Annotated in this window: 16 protein-coding genes; 10 read left to right on the forward strand and 6 right to left on the reverse strand. The window is 47.2% G+C overall.

The annotated features are described in order from the left end of the window. Positions 1-468 precede the first annotated feature (468 nt). The 7 genes from FPZ49_RS33485 (at position 469) to FPZ49_RS33515 (ending at position 9,076) form a co-directional block, all read left to right on the forward strand. Entirely contained in the window at positions 469-861 is a 393-nt protein-coding gene (locus tag FPZ49_RS33485; RefSeq protein WP_144854837.1) for a CBO0543 family protein, read from the forward strand. A gap of 165 nt (positions 862-1,026) precedes the next feature. Continuing rightward, positions 1,027-1,530 (forward strand): CBO0543 family protein, encoded by a 504-nt coding sequence (locus FPZ49_RS33490; RefSeq protein ID WP_144854839.1) that lies wholly within the window; start codon positions 1,027-1,029, stop codon positions 1,528-1,530. Positions 1,531-1,854: 324 nt separating this feature from the next. Further along, positions 1,855-3,855, forward strand: coding sequence for a VirB4 family type IV secretion system protein (locus FPZ49_RS33495; protein ID WP_261381747.1), 2,001 nt, complete (start codon positions 1,855-1,857; stop codon positions 3,853-3,855). Then, positions 3,852-6,050, forward strand: a complete 2,199-nt coding sequence (locus FPZ49_RS33500) for a hypothetical protein (protein ID WP_144854841.1) — start codon at positions 3,852-3,854, stop codon at positions 6,048-6,050. The genes FPZ49_RS33495 and FPZ49_RS33500 overlap by 4 nt, the downstream gene beginning before the upstream one ends. A 23-nt stretch (positions 6,051-6,073) precedes the next feature. Then, positions 6,074-7,600, forward strand: coding sequence for a M23 family metallopeptidase (locus FPZ49_RS33505; RefSeq protein WP_144854843.1), 1,527 nt, complete (start codon positions 6,074-6,076; stop codon positions 7,598-7,600). Continuing rightward, positions 7,597-8,100 (forward strand): hypothetical protein, encoded by a 504-nt coding sequence (locus FPZ49_RS33510; protein ID WP_144854845.1) that lies wholly within the window; start codon positions 7,597-7,599, stop codon positions 8,098-8,100. Before FPZ49_RS33505 ends, FPZ49_RS33510 begins: the two co-directional genes overlap by 4 nt. Before the next feature lie 346 nt (positions 8,101-8,446). Beyond that, entirely contained in the window at positions 8,447-9,076 is a 630-nt protein-coding gene (locus FPZ49_RS33515; protein WP_144854847.1) for a hypothetical protein, read from the forward strand. Positions 9,077-9,757: 681 nt separating this feature from the next. Here the strand turns inward: FPZ49_RS33515 and FPZ49_RS33520 are convergent. Beyond that, on the reverse strand, positions 9,758-10,840 hold the full coding sequence (locus tag FPZ49_RS33520) for an RNA-guided endonuclease InsQ/TnpB family protein (protein ID WP_144854849.1): 1,083 nt from the start codon (positions 10,838-10,840) through the stop codon (positions 9,758-9,760). A gap of 146 nt (positions 10,841-10,986) precedes the next feature. After that, entirely contained in the window at positions 10,987-11,481 is a 495-nt protein-coding gene (locus FPZ49_RS33525; RefSeq protein WP_222430007.1) for a dihydrofolate reductase family protein, read from the reverse strand. A gap of 224 nt (positions 11,482-11,705) precedes the next feature. On the opposite strand from FPZ49_RS33525, the gene FPZ49_RS33530 reads away from it, so the two are divergent. Continuing rightward, positions 11,706-11,897 carry a hypothetical protein gene (locus tag FPZ49_RS33530; protein WP_144854851.1) on the forward strand — a complete coding sequence of 64 codons (192 nt, stop codon included), beginning with the start codon at positions 11,706-11,708 and terminating at the stop codon, positions 11,895-11,897. Here the strand turns inward: FPZ49_RS33530 and FPZ49_RS33535 are convergent. The 4 genes from FPZ49_RS33535 to FPZ49_RS33550 form a co-directional block, all read right to left on the reverse strand. After that, positions 11,854-12,510 carry a hypothetical protein gene (locus tag FPZ49_RS33535; RefSeq protein ID WP_144854853.1) on the reverse strand — a complete coding sequence of 219 codons (657 nt, stop codon included), beginning with the start codon at positions 12,508-12,510 and terminating at the stop codon, positions 11,854-11,856. The two genes, FPZ49_RS33530 and FPZ49_RS33535, sit on opposite strands and share 44 nt — an antisense overlap. Positions 12,511-12,879: 369 nt before the next feature. Next, positions 12,880-14,427, reverse strand: coding sequence for an extracellular solute-binding protein (locus FPZ49_RS33540; protein ID WP_144854855.1), 1,548 nt, complete (start codon positions 14,425-14,427; stop codon positions 12,880-12,882). A 67-nt stretch (positions 14,428-14,494) separates the two neighbouring features. Then, positions 14,495-15,373: a carbohydrate ABC transporter permease gene (locus tag FPZ49_RS33545; protein ID WP_144854857.1), complete on the reverse strand. Its 879-nt coding sequence runs from the start codon at positions 15,371-15,373 to the stop codon at positions 14,495-14,497. Between the two features lie 33 nt (positions 15,374-15,406). Beyond that, positions 15,407-16,390, reverse strand: coding sequence for an ABC transporter permease (locus FPZ49_RS33550; protein WP_144854859.1), 984 nt, complete (start codon positions 16,388-16,390; stop codon positions 15,407-15,409). A 215-nt stretch (positions 16,391-16,605) separates the two neighbouring features. Between FPZ49_RS33550 and FPZ49_RS33555 the strand changes: the two genes are divergently transcribed. After that, the gene (locus tag FPZ49_RS33555) at positions 16,606-18,876 is read left to right on the forward strand and encodes a helix-turn-helix domain-containing protein (RefSeq protein ID WP_144854861.1); all 2,271 of its coding nucleotides are present in this window, start codon (positions 16,606-16,608) and stop codon (positions 18,874-18,876) included. 14 nt (positions 18,877-18,890) lie between these two features. Beyond that, positions 18,891-19,727 (forward strand): AraC family transcriptional regulator, encoded by an 837-nt coding sequence (locus FPZ49_RS33560; protein ID WP_144854863.1) that lies wholly within the window; start codon positions 18,891-18,893, stop codon positions 19,725-19,727. Positions 19,728-20,046 lie beyond the last annotated feature (319 nt).

Here is a 20,046-nt window from a genome sequence, read left to right on the forward strand (position 1 = left end):
AGGGCTGAAAAGTTTACTTTCTCGTTATCTGGAACTTTGTTAACCTTTTGGAACCGCCGTATGCGGACCCGCATGTACGGTGGTGTGAGAGGACGGGGGCTAGCCGCCCCCTCCTACTCGATTCTATGAGAATGACACCGGAAATAGATTAGAAACTAGTAACCCGGCAATACTTTATAACGGGGGGAGATACAATTGAACGCGACCGACTTCCGAAAGGTTGGGATAGGGATAGTGCTCTCACCCATCATAAATGAATGGAGCGGGATCATCACTCGTAAGATTAAACCGCCGGGCGGCGCACCGAGAGAATACATCATAAAAAGGGATGTTTTATGGTGAGTGAATCAGACTAACCAGAGATTATTTGGTGCCATTTTTTCGGCATAAAGGACTCCAAAAAAAGCGTGAGGACATTATGTAAGTTTTATTCAGGAAAGAAAACTATATCGAAAGAGGAAATCGACATTGGAAAATTCATATCCTTCTTACGATGATCTGCAACAGGCGAGAGAACAACTCCGCCAACTCTCCTATCAACATTGGATTCATCACGATCTCCTAACCTGGAGATGGTGGCTGCTCCTCACATTAACCATTGTTCCATGGATTATTTGGTGGCGCGTCGCCAATAAAAGTAGACGGCAGGAGACGTTGTTATACGGTGCACTTATTGCCATTTTCGCTATTTCTTTGGATGATGTGGGGACACACCTTTTGTGGTGGGGGTATCCGGATAAGTTGTTCCAATCGATCCCGCCATTGATTCCCGCGGACCTTACGCTTGTTCCGGTTTTCATGATGCTAGTGTACCAGCTACTTCAAGATTGGAAACTTTTTTTATCGCCAATACTGCATTAGGTGTAATTATGGCTTATGTTTGCGAACCGATTTTTGTATGGCTGAATTTTTATCAATTGAATAGCTGGAAATTTAGTTACTCTTTCTTGTTTTATGTTCTCGCAGGTGTTCTGGCAAGGTGGATAATTCAGAAATCTGCCGCTACGGGGAGGGAAACAATTTAATATGGTACTGTTCAGCAACGTTGTTTTCTTACTTGCCGCCATTATTTCGGGAGCAATAAAAAAATGGCGTGATTACTATAAAACTATTGTATACTTGTCCTTCTGTAATCTTCTTTACAACTTCCTTTGTCGAGATTATTTAACTTGGTCGTATCACCCCGATTTTTTGTTGAGCCACCAGACCGCAGACCTGGTAAATACCCTTATCCTGCTTCCCTCTAGTGCTATTCTGTATTTAAATTTTTTTCCAGTTATCGGCATTGGAAAAAAGGTCCTTTATTATTTTGCATGGATTATTGGATTTTCTACCCTAGAGTATATTTGGTATCGACGTGGCGTAATTACTTATGAACATGGCTGGAACATTCTTTGGTCAATCGTATTTTACTGCGCCATGTTCTTTTCTCTCTGGCTACACCATAGAAGCACTGGAAAAGCGTTGATTTTTTCGTTAGTTTCGGTAATTCTACTGCTCTTGATCTTTAAAGTCCCCTTTTGGAAATAGCTCCAACAAAAGTCTCTTAAGCTTGCGCAAGCGTAAGCGGTCGGCAACGTTTACACGAAAGTAGTGTTGTTTATAAAATTTATCTAAATAAAGAAGAGGGGAGTACCTTGACATAGAATTAAGATTTGTAAAAAAAATGTAGTATACATACACCAAAGGGGAGGAATTCACGCTGCCGATTTTTCACCAACTCCAATGGAATGCTTGCTCATCCGATCGACAGGGTAGCCGAGGATGAGAAGCTATCTTCATACGTTACATGGGATTTTACTACGGTTCCGGGATACGAAGATTTGGTAAACAGTGTAGAGGAGGTGCGTTCGGTTGTTGAAAACATTGTTGAAGAGGAAGAAGAACGAGAACGAGCAGACCGACCTATTGCAGCAGGGGAGTAAGGAAGACCGGGAGCTGGAATACCCATCTCTTGTCGATAACATGCTAAATGATGGAATCACATTTCAGCGCGATCATTTCGTAATTCAGACAGGTCTCGGTAATGTGAAGTACGCTCGATCATTTTTTATAAAACCTTCAGGATACCCTAGAACAGTCCGAATTGGTTGGCTAGAGAACTTGTTCTCAGGCGACGATGTCGATGTTTCGGTACATATCGATCCGCTTGACCGCAATGCTGCGATTAAGAAGCTACAGGATAAAATTGATGAATTGGCAACGGTGATGTACTCTGCACAAAAACGTGCTGATCAGGCAAAGTATGATGATGTTTTTCAGAAATCCGATGATACGAAGATTATTCAGCGGGAAATAAAGAACAACACAAACGGCTTGTTCTATGTCTCTATTCAAGCGACAGTCTATGCAAACGGCTTAGATGAACTGAATGCAAAATGCGTTGAGATTGAAAATATTGTGGGCGGCGAGTCCATAGAGATATTGAATGCATACGGCCGGCAGAAAGAAGGCTTTTTATCGTGTCTGCCGCTGGGAAAGAATTATTTGTCCAAATCCGATCGTAATCTCGACCAGCGGAGCTTAACCGCCATATTTCCCCACGCCTCCTCACGATTAAATCATCAGGGTGGTTTCCCGATTGGAAGATCCGGGCGCGATTATGTCTATTACAACAACTTTGACCCAAGCTTGAACAACTATTCTGTAGGCATTTTTGGAGCGTCCGGCTCAGGAAAATCGGTGTTGGTCAAACAGTTTATCGCACGCGGCTTTGCTGATGGTATTACTAAGAATGTCATTATTGACGTTGAGCCGGAATATGTGGAATTGACCAAAGCCCTTGGCGGCGTAGTGATACCTATTTATCCGACGAATTCGGATTCTGCGAGTCGAATAAACCCTTTCGATATCTATGCGGAAAAAGAGGTTATTAATAAAGGTACACCGGATGAATATGTCGTTGAAAAGGTAAACATCAACGAGAAGGTGAAGGAAGCCATTGAGTTCTTTAAAATCATGAAACAATCGGTCAATGGTCCGGATACGATGCTTGGTGCAGTCGAGTTAGGTGTCTTAAATGATATTTTGACCGATGCCTATAAGGATCGGGATATTACGGAAGATCCTGACTCCATTTACGAGCAGGTACAGTCCATTGACGATCACGGAAGAATCACCTATGAGAAAAAGTACCGGGAGATGCCGACGATCTCTGAAATTCTTCAGCAGCTCGGGGTGTATCTAACGAAAGGTTACGAAGAGCTTAAAGAACTAACAATGATCGTTGATCTCTTTACTGCAGGTCGGGCATTTGGCATGTTTGATGGACAAACGCATATTGTCTCCGAAGGTAATAACGTCACATTGGACGAGGCGCCAGTGATCACGTTCGATATTAGTCGCTTATCTCAAAACGGAATCGAGCGACCTCTGGCAATGCACGTTATTACAACCTGGGTTTGGGGACGGTTTATCACCTCGAACCCGAAGGCAAAGAAACGCGTACTCATTGATGAAGCCTGGCAGCAGATCGCATATAAATCGATGATGGCATGGCTCAAAGTGCTTTCTCTTCGTGGACGGAAATGGAATACATCTCTGACGCTTGTATCTCAGCGGTACGAAATGTTTGATCGGGATGAAACTGCCAGAGACGTTGTATCACAATTTGATACCATTTGTTTCTTGCGTCAAGCTGACCAAGATATCGACGCCATTCTTCGTACGTTCCGACTTTCCGGCGGGGTAGGAGAGATGATTCGGACGTTCTCAACCGGTGAAGTGCTCATGAAGGCCAATAAACAGATCGTTCATTTCATGAGCGAACCAACACCAGAGGAATGGGTATATCTCAACACCAACCAGAACGTCCAGATGGGTCGTGCTCGAAGTAAAGAGGGTGTTGCATCTTGACTCAACTTCCCAAACGAGAAATCCGATGGAGGAGATATGTTGCGATATCTTTCCTCATATGTTTTTTACTCATGGTCGGTTTCAGTACGGCTGCCTTGGCTGCCGATACGACATCGACATCATTTCAAGACAGCAATTTCCAGACTCAAATGCAAAAGTCCATGGACAACGCCAACTTCATTGAGAGAGCTGTCATGAGTATGGTTAACAGTCTGTTCAAGATTGCCGGGATAGCCCCGCTTCCGGAGTTGGTCTTTGGTAATCCCTATAAGAATTGGGGAATTACCAGTGGAGGCCAGCTGCGCTACAATCTCTTTTATCAGCAAGAAATGGACACAGTGATCACTCCGTTAATAGGGGCTTTTGCATCCGCGTATGTTACGTTTACTGCACTCTCCATTATGTTGTCGAGTCTGAAGATGGGGGTAAGAGCACATAGTCCGCAGGCAAAGGCGGACTTTTGGCAGGACCTCCAAATGTGGATTGCTTCCGCGCTCTTTATGACATCGTTCTGGTTCCTGTTTGAGACTATCGCAGCAATGAATGATGCCATTGTCGGTACCATTTCAGATACGATGGCGAGTAAAGGATTGAATAGCAATAATATTTCGGTGATTGCAGCAGCAGGTACAAACGCGGGTGTGTTCGGCTTAGGAGATGTTATTATCTATCTCGGTGAGTGGGTACTAACCGTAATGCTTAACTTTATCTATATCTCGAGGAAAATTGTCATCGTCTTCTTGGTGATTTTGGCTCCGTTTGCCGCTTATTCCCTGATGTTTGCGCGCACGCGTAATTTTTTTGGGACATGGATTAAGGAGCTACTTGGTAACATATTTTTGCCGTGTATTCACGGGCTTATCATCTACACGTTTGCCAGTATATCGTCACTTGGAGCGGGAACATTTCTCAAATTGGGTATGTTGATCATGTTTATTCCTGCCTCAGGAATTGTGAGTCGTTGGCTTCAGCTGGGGGATAGCGGTTCGAAACTAGGCAGCGCGCTTACGATGTCCGGCATGTCGGGAGTTGCAGGAGCGATGGTTCTAGGCCGCGGTGCTGCACAAATGTCAGGTGGATTCAGGCGCGGCGGCTCGTCTGCACGGGGTAGCGATGATGGGAGGGCAGAAAGTGTTAGCGGTTCCGGTAGCGACTACAATGCCGGTGGATCCCTTGGTTCATTTTTAACGACGGTTGGTAGACGGCCTACTGTTGCTGGAAAAGCTATGAATTTGACTAAAAGTTCTGCTGCTGTTGTAGGTGGCACTGTCGGTGCTTTGGCAGGTATGGTAGCAGGACCGGGTGGTGCGGTTGTTGGTGGTATGATCGGGTCCAAAGTCGGAGGAGGAGCTGTTACGGCTGGTGGGAATTTCATTTCAGGTGGGATTAACGCGGGAAAAACTGCATTTGGCCAAGATGGTTTGAGGGGTTTGATTAAAGACGGCAACTGGTCCACCGATCTCACTCAACGCCGTCATCTTATGGGTAATCTGGGACAGGATCTTGGGACGATGGTTGGTGGACAGACAGGTGGGGCGCTTGGACGAGCAGCCGGTAATGCGCTCTCCATGTCCACGCGCAGGAGGATTCAGACCGAACAGTTTGGTGGTATGACTCCTCAAGAATATGCTGAGAAGTTTCCAGAAGCGGATATTTATTGGAAGGCCGATTCACAGAAATCAGGGTTTTACATGAACCGAAATGGTCAAGAATCACTGATCTCCATACTTGGGAGCGGAGTCGCCGGCCAGAATAATCCGGTATATGTACCTTTCAAGACACCTGCAGAGGGTGCAACCGTCACCCGAGGTGCAAATGGCTCGTATTCGATGACTGCACCTAATCCGTACGCAGGTGAAGCAGGCCAGAGTCCAATGACTATAACTCCCGGACTTAAGGGTTCGACTGAATCTTTCTTGCGCACCGGGGATGCATATACGAAGGACAGCAACGGACAGCGGTATAGCTTTGGAGGACTGGATGCTTCTTCGATTAACGTAGATTCTTATTTCACCCACAGTGCACCTGGAATGAAAACCGGTAGCGTAGCTGGACGAGCGTTGGACAAAGTTATAGGCACTCCTTCTGTTGATGAACACCGAAAACGGACAGCGTATACAACGAGATTAGGTCAAATCGCCAAGGATTTTCAAATGGCCCCTGCCGATAATTCGAGGGTTAAGGGTGTTCTCTAGTCCTTTTCTAAACGCAGGGGGTGATGAATATTTCTGCTCACGAATTGGGGCAGCAAGCAGCTGGGCAAGCTGGTGAATTCAGCAAAAAAGCGGGCGGTAAACTCGCCCGCAAAGCGGCTGGTAAGGCTGCAAAGTTCATCAAAAAGCTTGTGGTAAACCTTATCAAGAAGTTTGTTGTAGCTGTAGTCAAAGCGGTGATTGTTACCGTAGGTATAGAGGTGATAGCGGCTTTTATCGCGCTCCTCATTTTCTCCGCGATATTAATGTCCGTTCCCTTTTCGGATTGGACATTAAAGGGAGGGCAACGAACCGCTGCCGAGGAAGCTGGCGATCGTCAGTATGAGCAAGGGTTCAGAAATCTGGCGGATCAGAGCGTTGTTCCAATCGATGATGAGGAAGCCGATCAGTTGTGGAAGGAAACACTAAAAAACCTGGTTAAGCCGAATTGGGCCATCCCAGCCTCCTTGGTTCGATACAAATTAATGCACACAGACGCAAAAGTTGTACTGCCGGATGCAAAGGAAGTATTTGAAAATCTTGCTCCAACGTTTTCGTATATAACGATTGATAATGATCTGAAGTACAGCAAAACGATTATGGCCTGTCATCATGAAGAGTCATCAGGAGGAAGCTCGGATGAGTTTGGAAACAGTGAGTCCAGTTCCACTACTGTATATGACCCCCCTGTGGAGACCATTGTTACGAGCAAGATGCCACCAAGAAAGATCATGTCACGCGTGGATACACGGTATGGCGGTACAGACATTCCTTCGGTGAAAAAATACTTTCCAGGTGGAACTCTTGAGCCGAATGGCCAATGGGAATACATTGGGTCGTATAGTAGCGGGGATTGTGATTATACGACCTATATCCAGTGGGAGAAGACCATGATTGATGACCGCGGTGTACCGGAGATTCTGTATGATGCAAACAGCTTTAAGAATTATCTCATTTCCCGCGGAGTAATCGAACGGAACTTGGATGAGTATTACGAGTATGTGAAAGCCACGGATCCGTATTTTCCCCTCGAGCTTTATAACGGAACCTATGTGCAAGGTGGCGGTAGCGACGTATATTCCAATGCGGACTATTCGTTTGCCGGGAAATCTGTTGATGGATGGGTCTGGCCGATCGCGATCGATTACCGCGGCATTAATAGTGGGTTTGGACCTCGCTGGGGTGTATTCCATTACGGGGTAGACCTTGGCGGGCGTGGATGGCCGAACGCACCTATTCTCGCAGCGAAAGATGGCCTTGTCATATGGGCGCAGGCAATGGGGACTTACGGGAACCTCGTAATCTTAGCTCATACGGACGGGCTGCAGACTCGTTACGCCCATATGAGCTCCATAACGGTAAAAGCAGGCGACCAGGTAAAAGCAGGGCAGCAGATTGGCAGGCAAGGTGAAACAGGGGATGTTACTGGTCCGCACCTTCATTTTGAAGTATCAATTCCGAATAAGAAAAATCCACTGGGCCGTATGGCCGAAGCGGAAAAAGCATTCGATCCGATGATTTTCTTAGGCCCGATCAAGAGCAACGGGGAGTGATTCCAATAGATGGATTAGATCATATAAGCAATAACGTAAATATGTTCTTCCAAAAGATCGTGGGCTTCATGCAGGATACCGGTATCGTTTTTATGACACTGCTTGCACTCGTTGGACTTCTACTATTTCTGATCTCCGGTAAAAACCCAATTGTTAAGCGTGTCGGATTGATGATGAGCATAGTGTTTGGCATTTTTATCTTCGTATTCGCTTATATGCCTGTCCTTTATTATTACTACACTGGTGGGGGACCAGCACCCGCGAATACACAAATCGAAGAGGTATTCGATGCTACTCATTCCGGGATCATCCAAATGTTCAAGGTACTTTTAATCATTGGGACGCCCGTGGCGGTAACTGTTATGTTATTAGGACTCCTCATTCGAGGACTTGGGGCTAATAATCCCATGTCTAAAAGGAGAGGGTTTGGCATGATGCTGCTGTCTCCAATTATTTTATTGATGCTTTATTTGATTCCTAACATCCTTCGCTTCTTGTAGTCGCCCGCTCCTGGCGATATTATAGGAATTAGTCAAGAAAGCCACTAGTCTTTTAGGCATGGATGGATCGGCTAAGGAAGGGATTCTATCCAAGACTTCTGGAGAAAAACATACCTATCAACATCGTAGATAATGGCTTGGGGGCAATTGCAAGCAAGTGTCTTGAGATTTTCCGTTACAAAACTCGGTACGAAGTTTTACCCTGAGTGGTTTAGTCAAGAGTGTAATTTCAAATCATGAGACCTTCATCGCGCTGTACATCCCCGAGGCAATCAATTTATTTCATTCGTTAGGGTTATTAACCCAAGAAAATTCAATCTCTATCAAGAAGGATCCGTGATCAGCGATGAGTAGTATTGAGGAACGCCAAAAGTTATTTGAGGAGATCTATCAGAAGCTCATCCTGCCTTTTCCTCCTGGTACGGTTGAGTTCAAGAATCAAAATCCGGCGAGTGCGCACATTCCAGTGCAGGCGTATCAGCATCGAGTCAATGTAGCGGCTGGCAATTTTGCATCGTGGAGACTGACAACAGAGCAACCGATCATCCACGAAGCAGAACGGATGCTCGAAATGCGCGGGGTGCTGCAGATCGTCGACGCGAGCTATGAGGGCCAAGGCTTCGTAGAATTTGAACGTGATGAACGGACGAAGCGAATCAAGTACTTTAATGAGCGCTGCAAAGCGGCCGCTAGCCTGGCGTTCGTGGATGCATGCGATTGTTTTGAAATGGGCTGGATTGATTTAGGACGGAAGTGGTCAAATAACCCCGGTACGGGAGTTCCCGAGCGGACCGGCGGTTCGGTTGTTCGTTCCGATAAAAAAGACGGGGAAACACGACGCCAGTGTATTTTTCCCGGGTGCGGCAAGTTCGTAGATGAGAAGTTGCTGAAGCTATATCAGTGGAAAAACGCGCAGTGTGAAGAACATATCCCCGAGCACGTTAAACGAAAATTTCTAAACCGGCAGGAGGGGTAGAGTTATGGTAAAGAAGAACAAGGAAGGAACTCAGACGAGTAAGAGGGTATTATCGATATAATGAAGCCTAAAGGTACCCGTGATTGTCATAACAGTAAATCGATGAGTTGGGAGTCGTAATTCATCCTAACTTAAACAAATAATCCCTCAACTAAGAAACTGTTTACTTAGTTCGGGGATTATTTTTTGTAAAATAATACGTAAAAAATGTGTGCAGTTAAATGTTTAACATCTTGATTTCAAAATTTAAATCCTGATTGAATTTGTTATGGATTTGAGTCTACCTCCGAAGGCGATGAAAGTATTATGACTAATATTCAAAACAAGAATTGGTCTTGCCAATGAGATGTGAACCAAGTAGCATCGGTGTTATGCAAACAAATAGTGTTTTTGAGTTTTCCGCTTTAAATCATAGGCTATTTTAAATCTTGATGTTGATCTTTACGAGAAGAAAACCGCCTCGTTAGAGGCGGCTTATTGAGCTATATTATCCGTCGTAATCTGCTTTAGGAGGCAAGGTCATCTAACCGTCTGGTAAACGAGGGCTATGGCTCCAGAATCAAATGTCTTGTTTTCGGTGACGACTCCCACGGCTGAAGCGCGTGGGCTTCTCAGATCAACGAGTTTCGTAACCTCAACTCTCCCTGAAGGCTCCGTCCGAGCCCAATGTTATGGTTTTGGTTACGATACTAACGCACGTTGCAAGATATTCCGTGCAGCGTTCTCATCCCGATCAGCTTCGTAGTTACAATGATTACATCGATGGATGCGAACGGCTAACGATTTTTTGACGATGGCTCCACAATTTGAGCATTGCTGGGATGTGTTTCTTGGATCGACTTGGACAACCACGCGACCGGCGCTTTCAGCCTTGTACGTCGTGAATTGAACGAGCTGGCTCCATCCTGCATCCGCAATGCTTTTGGCAAGGTGATGGTTTCTAATCAAGCCTCGAACGTTTAAATTTTCGAATGCGATGAGTCCATAGCGGCTTACCAGCTGCCACGATACTTTATGTGCATGATCTTTCCGGCTATTGGCTACTTTTTCGTGGAGCCTAGCCAACCGATGAACGGCTTTCACCCTCCGGTTAGATCGGCGTTGTTTCCGTGACACCGCCCGTTGCAGTTCCTTTAGTTTACGTTCATTTTGCTTCAGATGCTTCGGCGCTTCAAACGTACCTCCTTCGGAGGTGGTGGCCAAATGTTTGAGACCCAGATCGACACCAACCTGTTCCAACGTAGACGGTAACTCCTGGCGCTGGACATCGCATGAAAAGCAGGCATAGTACTTACCGTTTTTCACTGTAATGGTGCATGTTTTAATTTTGCCTTCGATCTGCCGGTGTAGCTTGATCTTTACCTCTCCGATTTTGGAGAGTCTCAGCTTGTTTCCTTGCAGTGCGTACCCACCTTGCGGATACGCGAACGAGTCATACTTCTGCTGAGGCTTGAAGCGCGGAAATCCCGGTTTCTCACCCGATTTCACTCGTCGAAAGAAGGCTTGAAAAGCTTTATGTAATCGTTTTGCAGTGTCTTGCAGTACTTGGGAGTACACCTGTTTGAGTGCGGGAATATGTTGCTTTCGCTCTTTAAACGTATTGGCTTGATCATAGTAGTTCAGGCTGTTACCTTCCGTTTTGTAGGCAATGATGCGTTCTTCGAGCAACCGGTTATACAGTAGGCGGCATCGTTCGAGTGTGAATTGAATGTGCTGCTTCTGTTCTCTGGTTGGATACAATCTATATTTATACGTGAGTCTCAATCTCTACTTCACCTCCATGACCATGATTTATTATATCACAGATTAGGGAACGTATGTTTGTAATATTCGAAGAAGGCGGCTTATATCCCACACCTGAAGAGAGTGGGTTTTACGCCGCTTTCTATAAGTTTAAGATTGATCTTCTCCTAGAGACCTTGGAATAACGGCAACCCATTGCCGATCAGGACGGGAGAAACCGTAATTTTATACTCATCTATTAAATCAAGCTGCATAAGGTAGTGTGCTAACCTAGGACTCCCGAGGATGACCATATCCTTGCCTGGCTGCTGTTTGAGGTTCTTGATCTTTTCCTCGACATCTTCTTTCACCAGTCTGGAATTGTTCCATTCGACTTTCTCCAGCGTCGTGGAAAAAACGATTTTGGCTGTCTTTTCGATCCACTCGGCATGATTCCGTTCATGCTGCGAAGCTGGGGGGTCAGAAGGCACGGATGTCCAGTAACTGTGCATCATCTGATAAGTCCCACGTCCCCATATGACAGTGTCGGCAGTACTCAGAATTTCTTTCGCGTGTTTCTCCAAGTTAGTATCGTAGGAAACCCAGCCAATGTCCATATCACCGTTCGGACCTTCTACAAAACCGTCAAGCGATGCGTGCAGAAAAAGAACGAGTTTTCTCATTTTTAGTTCTCCTTTGTTCGTGGGGGATATCTACATAATTCAACTTGGATTGTTTCTTATGGATTGCTAATCTATTAACAAGTATTGAACACTAGTTCGTATATATCAATTATCATCAACAAATTTTAACAAAGCCAAACCATAAAGGCACAAAAATTGTTTAGTTCAAACAAGAACAGCCCTTTATAATCTGATTAAGAGCAACTGGTAAAGGAGTTGTACTAATGATTTATGTAGATAAACAATGTGAACCTTGCAGAGAGTTTGTTGTAGTAAGTCTGTTAATTGAAAACCCTCCTATATTTAATGAGGAGGGCTTAAAAGAAGTTAAGATGCAAATGTGTATAGGGGCTTCGGATGATCCGGTAAATTTTATTCCTTTTTTTTTACTCGCTGAGCAAGCTCTTGTAAATTAATATTCATGTACCACATGCCTTTATCATGATCTGAAGCATCTTCATGTTCTTCTTGGACCTTAACCATAGGGATATTCCGAATTGTAATTTCCTTGCCGCTCTTCAACCGCATGTTCACATCGTGACTTACTTCGTTGTCGTTCTTTGGAATTGGCTCGGAGACTTTTACTTTAGCCAGTGATTGATTCTGTGTAATCCGACTTGCAAGCGATTTAGATTTCTCGGTAATATCAGCAACTTTCTTGCTGGTGTAGTCGGAATGGGAAAGATACGGGTTCACAAAGCTCGATGCGATGGTTGGGTCACCAAGCTGCAGCTGGGCTAATAGAGACATGAGTTGATATGCTGACGTTAACTCCGGACCGTCCAATACTTTTTTTCTGCTATCGACTTCTTCGACGTATTTCTTGTACTCGTCGTTTTTAAGCCATAAAGGCGTTCTATAATTACCCTTTAATTCGTTGGCTACATCCCACTCAAGCTGAATTTTCATCTCGCTGGCTTTGGATTGTACTTCCTTTGATTTATTGCCGAGCACCCTAGGACCAAATGTATATAGCCCTATAGAGATATAGACAAACAAGCAGATAATGATCAATTTTTTAATATTCATTAAAGTACCCCTCCAAAAAAATAAAAACACCAAGTCATGACGACCGGTGCTTCCGACGCTTCGATAGATTGTAAATGTAATTCGATGTGACCTATTATATCAAAATTGAAGAGAGTGCTAAAGTCGTTGTATTTTTGTAGTAAAATTTTAATTTGTGAAGGATGATGTTTGAGGCGCGCGCGGCCACCTGGGGCCATGCGTGCTTTTTGTGCGAAAAAGTGAACAATCGCCTATGAGCCGGCTGTGAAGCCTTGATAATTAAAGGAAAATAAACTATTAAACTGAAAATAAAGTAATAGACTTGGTGTGGAATGAAGAAAAAGACGCCCTTTGTGAGCTAGCTGTGCCAGCATAAAAGGGCGATCTTTCTCATTTTGTCTTCTGCGCCTCATTCAACTCTTGCGTAATTTTAGTAAAGTTCGAATCAGTCTTCATCTTGGCTACGAAATCGTCCCAAGCCGCCAGCGACTCTTTACCCATGATCACCTTTACCTTCATATCCTGGATTTTTTTGTTCAGATCCGGACCAGCTGTCAGCGCGGTATTCGAAATCAGGCCATACGCCGGGTCGACCACGCTGAAACTAGTGCGGTCGTCGATGAGCTTCTTATTACGCTCATAGTACTCTTTTGGAATACCGCTATAGAACGCACGTAGGTACTTGTCATACCGGTTGAATATTTGGAGTAGGTTGTTGCTGACATCCGGAATATTGTCCGTCTTTGCTTGCTCAGTCGGAACCTTAACGCCATCCACAATGGTGTAGTGCTTATCCTTGAGACCATAGTTCGCCAAGTCGGCGACATCCTCGTTCATCGCTTTGTCCATAAATCCAAGAATTTGCTTCATTTTGGCCTCGGGGACTGTTTTCGGTATGACGTACATCCCGAGCAGACCGCTATCTTTACCGGCGAACTTTTTGCCGTCCGGACCGATTAGATACGTCAGCGGGTAAGAATCCGCCTTCGGATCAATTTTACGCATTGCATCGGTGAACAGCCATTGCGGATTTAACGCCGAACCAAGCATTCCTGCTTTATTACCCATATATTGTTCACGACTCTGCGTGGATTTGAGCACAGCGAAGTCTTGCACGAGCACTTTCTCGTCATAGGCTTTTTTCAGCCATTCAAGCGCCTTCCGCTCCGTCGGTTCAAATATAACAGGCACCAGCTGCCCGTTAACCAGCTTATAGCTGCCAGGCGTACCATTAAACACATTTTCAACCCAAGCGAGCGAGCCCATGGTCTCCTGGGAGACATCGCCGACAAGGCCAATTGTATCCGCTTTGCCGTTGCCTTCCGGATCACCTGTGGTGAATGCCTTGATTACATTGTAGACATCGTCCATCGTTTCAGGAACCTTGAGCCCCAGCTTATCCATCCAGTCTTTGCGCAGCTGCACTCCCCAACCGCCATCCAGCGGACGCGGACGCGGCACGCCGTAGTTCTTGCCCTTTACCTTGGCGTTGTCCCAGATGATCTGAGGCATGGAGCTCAGGTTTTTATAATCCTTGATATAAGGCGTGATGTCCCAAAATGCCCCGGCTAACGACATCTGCACGACTTGGGCGTCGTACGGGTTACCGACATAGGTGAGTTCAGCCAAGTCGCCTGAAGCCAGCATAACCTTGGTCTTTTCGTTGATCGTATTGAACGGAACCCAGTTAATGTTCAGCTTGGAGTTCGTCAGCTTCATAATTTCTTGCAGCACCGGGTTGGAAGGATCCACCGCTTGTGCCCCCTGTTGATTGGCAAAAATACTGATTTCGACCGGACCGGCTGGTGCAGCTGTAGTTCCTGCCCCCGTACCTGAGCCGGCATTCCCTGCAGTCGAGCTCTCTTTGCTGCAAGCGGCGAGAGTCGAGGAAACCAGGAGAACGGTTGCAACGGACAGCATAGTGATCTTGTTAGCCATCTGAATAAGAACCTCCCTTAAATAATTATTATAAACATGGATAGAAAGAAAGATAGAGCCCTTCCCCTTATCCTTTGACGGAACCGATCATGACACCCTTAGCAAAATGCTTCTGCAGAAGTGGATAAACCAGCAGAATGGGAACGGTCGAGATAATAATCGCCGCCATTTTGAGTGTGTCGGTCGGAATGCGGATGTCACTCGCAAGTGAGTTGGCGACTTCGCCAGAGGCGGAGCTGGAATTGTCGATCAGCAGCATCTGCAACACGATTTGGAGCGGCCGCAAGTCCGCTTTGTTGATGTAAAGTACGGCGGAGAAGAACGTGTTCCAGTAGCTTACAGCATAGAATAGACCAAAAGCGGCAAGCGAAGGCAACGAGAGCGGCAAAATGATGCGCCAGAAGGTGCCAATGTCGGTGGCCCCGTCGATCTTTGCCGCCTCCTCAAGCTCATCGGGAATGCTCTCGAAGAAGCCTCGCATCAAGATGACGTACCAGCCACTCGTCAGCACGGGGATGATCAGTGACCAAATGCTGTTGATCAGGTGCATCCCTCGGACGACTAAATAAGGGGGGATGATTCCCGGGTTGAATAACGTGGTCATGAGAATCAGGATCAGCAGCACTCGTCGACCTTGCAGACGCTTGCGGGACAGCGCATAGGCTCCAGCAGCCGTTACGATCAGGCTGAGCGACGTGCCTACAGTGGCGAGGAAGGCACTTACGCCGGTGGCTTTCACAAAAACATTGTTCGCGAGCAGGTATCGATAAGAGATGAGAGACCATTGCTCCGGAAATAGAACGAGGCCCTTTCGTAAATACTCCACAGGAGTCGTGAAGGATACGACGAAGACATAATAGAACGGAAACAGCATGACGATTGCAACGAGCAGCAGCAGGGCGATGATGAGACCGTCGAACAGACGGTCGGATGAACTTCGTATCATAAGGGTGCGGCCTCCTTATAGAAGCGAAGGGGGTCAATAGACGCCTTCACCGAATTTTTTAGCTAACCGGTTAGTGATTACAACAAGGATGACGCCGACAATTGACTTGAATAAGCCGACGGCGGTGCTGTAGCTGAACTGCGTTTGCTGAATGCCGCTGCGGTACACATACGTATCGAAAACGTCAGCCACTTCGGACACCGCTCCGTTCGTCATCAGGTACACCTGCTCAAATCCGACGTCCATCATATGGCCGATGCGCAGGATGAGCAGGATGATAATGACCGTGCGAATTGCAGGCAGCGTGACATGCCAGATCTGGCGTACTCGACCGGCGCCGTCCATCCGAGCGGCTTCATAGAGCTGTGGATCGACCGAAGCAATCGCAGCGAGAAAAATGACGGTGCCCCAGCCGGCCTCTTTCCAAATTGACTGGAACGTCAGCAAGAGCCAAAAGACACTCTGATTCGTCAGAAAATCGAATTTGGCTAATCCCATCCCAGCAATCAGTTTATTGATGAGGCCGTCCGATGTGGAGAGCATCAGGAACGTAATGCCGGCGATTACGACCCACGAGAGAAAATGGGGCAGATACACCACCGATTGGATGATGCGCTTGAGCCATTCCTTTCTCACCTCGTTGAGCATGATGGAAAGAAGGATCGGAAGGGGAAAGAACAGGATCAAACTGAGTAGATTGATGGCGAGCGTGTTACGCAATAATTGCCAGAATGCTTCATTGGAGAAGAACCGTTCAAAGTGCTCGAACCCGACCCACTCGCTCTGCCAGAACCCGGCATAGGGCGTGTAGTTTTTGAAGGCGATGAGCACACCCCACATAGGGAAGTATTTAAATAGAAGAAAGTACAGCAGCATCGGAGCTGCGATGAGGTAAAGCGCCCGGTCACGGACAAGTCCGCGCCACACGGTGGATAGCCTGCCACGCTTTACATTAGGGATTCGCTGTGCGCTATCTTGATATGGGAGCAGCGCGGGTTGCGATCGATTCGGGTCCATGTGTTCACCTCGATAGATTGGTCTGTGGTCTTAGCTTACGCCCCGCTCTAATTTTCCGCAATTGGACGTTCATTCTTGGGGATTGACCTGGTTTGCACTCTTTTTACGGACGATTTCCTGCTATTGCACTTTCATTCCGAGCGCGATTTTCAATTGTTGCCGTAGAATTATTGTTATATGATGAATGTATTTCACGGACTTGAGGTGGGGAGGACATGTGGAGAGGTAAAGGAACGCATCAGCGGAAGAGCTTTCTAGTCGCCACAATTAGCGCCTGCCTGCCTGTGGCGTTGATCGGGATTCTCGTTTATTTGATGGTCACGGATAGGATCGAGGCTGAGGCCAAAAAATTCCGCCAGAGCCAAGTTGCCTTCGCAACCGAGCGGATTGATAGCAATTTGAATCACTTGGAGCTCGCCATGGCACAATGGACGTTTCGGTTACCGCTCGAAGCTAACCTCGGCGACCTGAATGTAGAGAACGATTATAAAGATGTCCAGACGATCTATCGGGCTCTCACCTGGGTGAAATCGTCCGATCCGCTTATCGAAGAGGTCACCATGTATCTGGAGAATCAAAAAGTTCTCGTTCGTGACAATTCCGGTATTATTCGATTGACGACACCAGACGAGATCGCGAGTTACCGGAAGCTGGCAATGGGTGATAGGGATTTAAGCTGGACCCCCCTCTATTCGAAAAATGCGAACGCCGCGCCGTACATGCTGGTTGTTCGACTGCCGGGGAGGCTTGCTACGCTGTTTGTTGAAGTCAACACCAAGCAGCTCGATAAGCTGATCAGCGGGCTGGAGCCGGAGGGCAAGGGCTCGACGATTCTGCTGCAGGAGGAAGGAAAGCCGATCTCGCTTGGCAATAGGGCGGTCGCCGATCCTTCATCACTGGATACGAAGCTCGTTGAATCCGCCCGAGAGCTGCGTGGAACAGCGGGGGAGCCGCGTATCGAGCGGTGGGAGGGCGGCACCTACTCTGTCTCTTACGGTAGCATGAAGCGGATCGGTAAGATGTGGACCGTAGCCGCCGCAGCACCTATCGAGCAGTTGACGAAGCCCGTGCAGGTGCTGTCGCGCATTATTGTCGCAACCGGCATCTTCGGGCTAGTGCTTGCTCTAATCCTATCTTGGCTCGCTTTCCGACAAATCTATAGTCCGTTTCGTCGTCTGGCACAGCAGCTAACAGGCCGAGCAGGCCTCGACGTGCTGGACGATATAACGAGTGAGTGGAAAAATCTCTCCCGCGAGAGCCAGATCCTGCAGGAACGGGTCGATCGTCAGCTTCCGAGGTTGCGGGAGAGTTTCCTGCTTCAACTTGTGCAAGGGCACCTCTATTTCTTAAGTGAGAAAGAGCTCGCGGAGCGAATGGGGCAATACGGCTGGGACGTGAGAGAGCGAGTGTTCGTAGCAATGGTAGTGCAGGTGCACGGACTCTACGAGAGTGAAGGCCGGTTCTCGGAAGGGGACGAGCAGCTTGTCACATTTGCGGCCGCGAACATTGCGGAGGAACTGACCAAGGGGAAAGAGTTGGAGACTAGCATTATTAACTTTCAGGATTTGACGATCGGATTGCTGCTTCGTTTCCCGTCTAGCCTTGCACATGAGCTCATGAAGTCCGGCTTGTATCATCTCGCGGAAGAACTGGCCAACACCTTGCGAGGACTTCTCAAGGTCGAGATTGCCGTCTGTATCGGCAAGTCGGTGTCGGAGCTGCACAAGGTCCCGCTCCTTTTCGAGGATGCTCGTGCAGCCTTGAACCACCGCAAGCTGGGGGTACCGCAGCAGATTCTCGACGTCGAGGAGCTTATGCCATCTGGCCGGGACGAGATCCGCTACCCATTCGAGACTGAAAAGGCGCTGCTTCAGGCACTCAAGTTAGGGATGGCCGAGGAGCTAGATATGCTATTCGGAGGCTTTTTGACAGAACTGAAGGCACAAGCAACGAAAGAAATCGAGGTCCGACAAGGCCTCATGCAGTTGTGCGGGAATGTTCAGAATACGATTCTGCAGGCAGGTTATAATCCGTTCGAGCTGGCCGGAGGAACCATGCTCTGGGAGGAAATGGCCGAACATCGTGATCCAAACGGTATTCTAGAACTGCTACGCAAAAAGCTGATTCGTCCCTATTTGCGGAGGCTGCACGCTTCTCAGGATCTACAATTGAAACAGCTGATCGAGAATGTGCTCGCAACAATTCATTCGAGCTACATGAAGGATATCTCACTTGAATCGTGCTCCGATCTCCACGGGACGTATCCGAAGCGGCTCAGCCTAGGTTTCAAGCAGGTAACGGGGCAGACGTTTAGCGATTATTTGACACAATTCCGGCTGAATGAGGCGAAGCGTTTGCTGCTCGAGACGGATGAGCCGGTTGGGGAGATTGCTTTGAAGGTCGGATATCAGCCACCATACTTCAACCGGCTGTTCAAGAAAAACGAGGGTCTTACGCCTGGGCAGTTTCGCGAACATCATGAGTGACAGGGGGCAAGGCGATGGATTATGAATTTCTGAATGGCTTTAGTCCCAAACTGCTTAACGTGGTAACGCGGGATCCCGGCTTCTGGCGCGATTTCAGCTATAGGCTAATGCGAGAGAGAACCAGTCTCCATATACTGGCATACGTCTATGGGGGGAGCGGGAAGCTGCAATTCGGCCATCGGGAGGTGGGACTTCGAGCAGGAATGGTGTTTCAGTTATGGCCAGGGCTGCGCATGGTCCTAGAAACAACGGCGGAAGATCCTATATGCTTTTACTCGGTTCATTTTCAGTACGGGGTGCTTCACTGGGATGGTGTGCAAGCTACATGGCGTCAGGGGAGCGGGCCTCTGTTGATCGGTGACACGATTATGAACTTGGAGGCAGCAGGACCGGAGCTGCGCGAGGCATTCGAGCGACTTTATCGTTTATGGAGTGAGAAGGACGCCGGATATGAATGGGAATCGCGCGTTGTGATGCTGGAGGCAGTTCGGCTTGTAGCAGCCGGTGAGGCGCGTGACTCGGTAGGAAAGGGTGGGAGCGCTACGGCTGTACGAGAGGCGATCGTCTATATGAAGAATCACTATTCCAAGGAAATTGGGAGGGAAGACGTAGCTCGTCACGTCGCGCTTTCACCCGCATATTTATCTAGCAAATTTAAGAAGCATACAGGGAGTTCACCAATTCAATATTTAAATAAACTTCGCTTGGATCACGCCAAACAGCTATTGCGGCAGAGCGAAATGCCAATTCGGCAAGTAGCTGAAGAGGTTGGTTTTGCCGATTCATTCTATTTTTCACGGCTGTTTACGAAGGAAACAGGGATGTCTCCGCGCGAGTATCGTAAGGCGTAGTGAATGAATTATTGGTTTTTATTTGCTCGGTACCACCTCACTATTACATGTAGTTATCGCTGGAGCTTGCGAATAATTACACTGTTCTAGACAACATAAAAGCCCTTTGGCCTCGGCGAGGCCACTGAAGAACTTACGTTTTTTTCCTGGCCGGCGAGTTCAACCAAAAAGAAGACATTTATTCCCATTTTGTAGGGGAGATGTCTTCTTTTTTTGACCCTATTCGGTTGTATTCCTCAATGATCCTTAGTCGGCTATTCTCAATATCCGCTTTAGATTCACCGCAAATATGGCCATCGCACCTTGCAACTGCATGCCA

This window comes from Paenibacillus cremeus, assembly GCF_007786445.1.
In the GTDB taxonomy this organism is placed as follows: domain Bacteria; phylum Bacillota; class Bacilli; order Paenibacillales; family NBRC-103111; genus Paenibacillus_G; species Paenibacillus_G cremeus.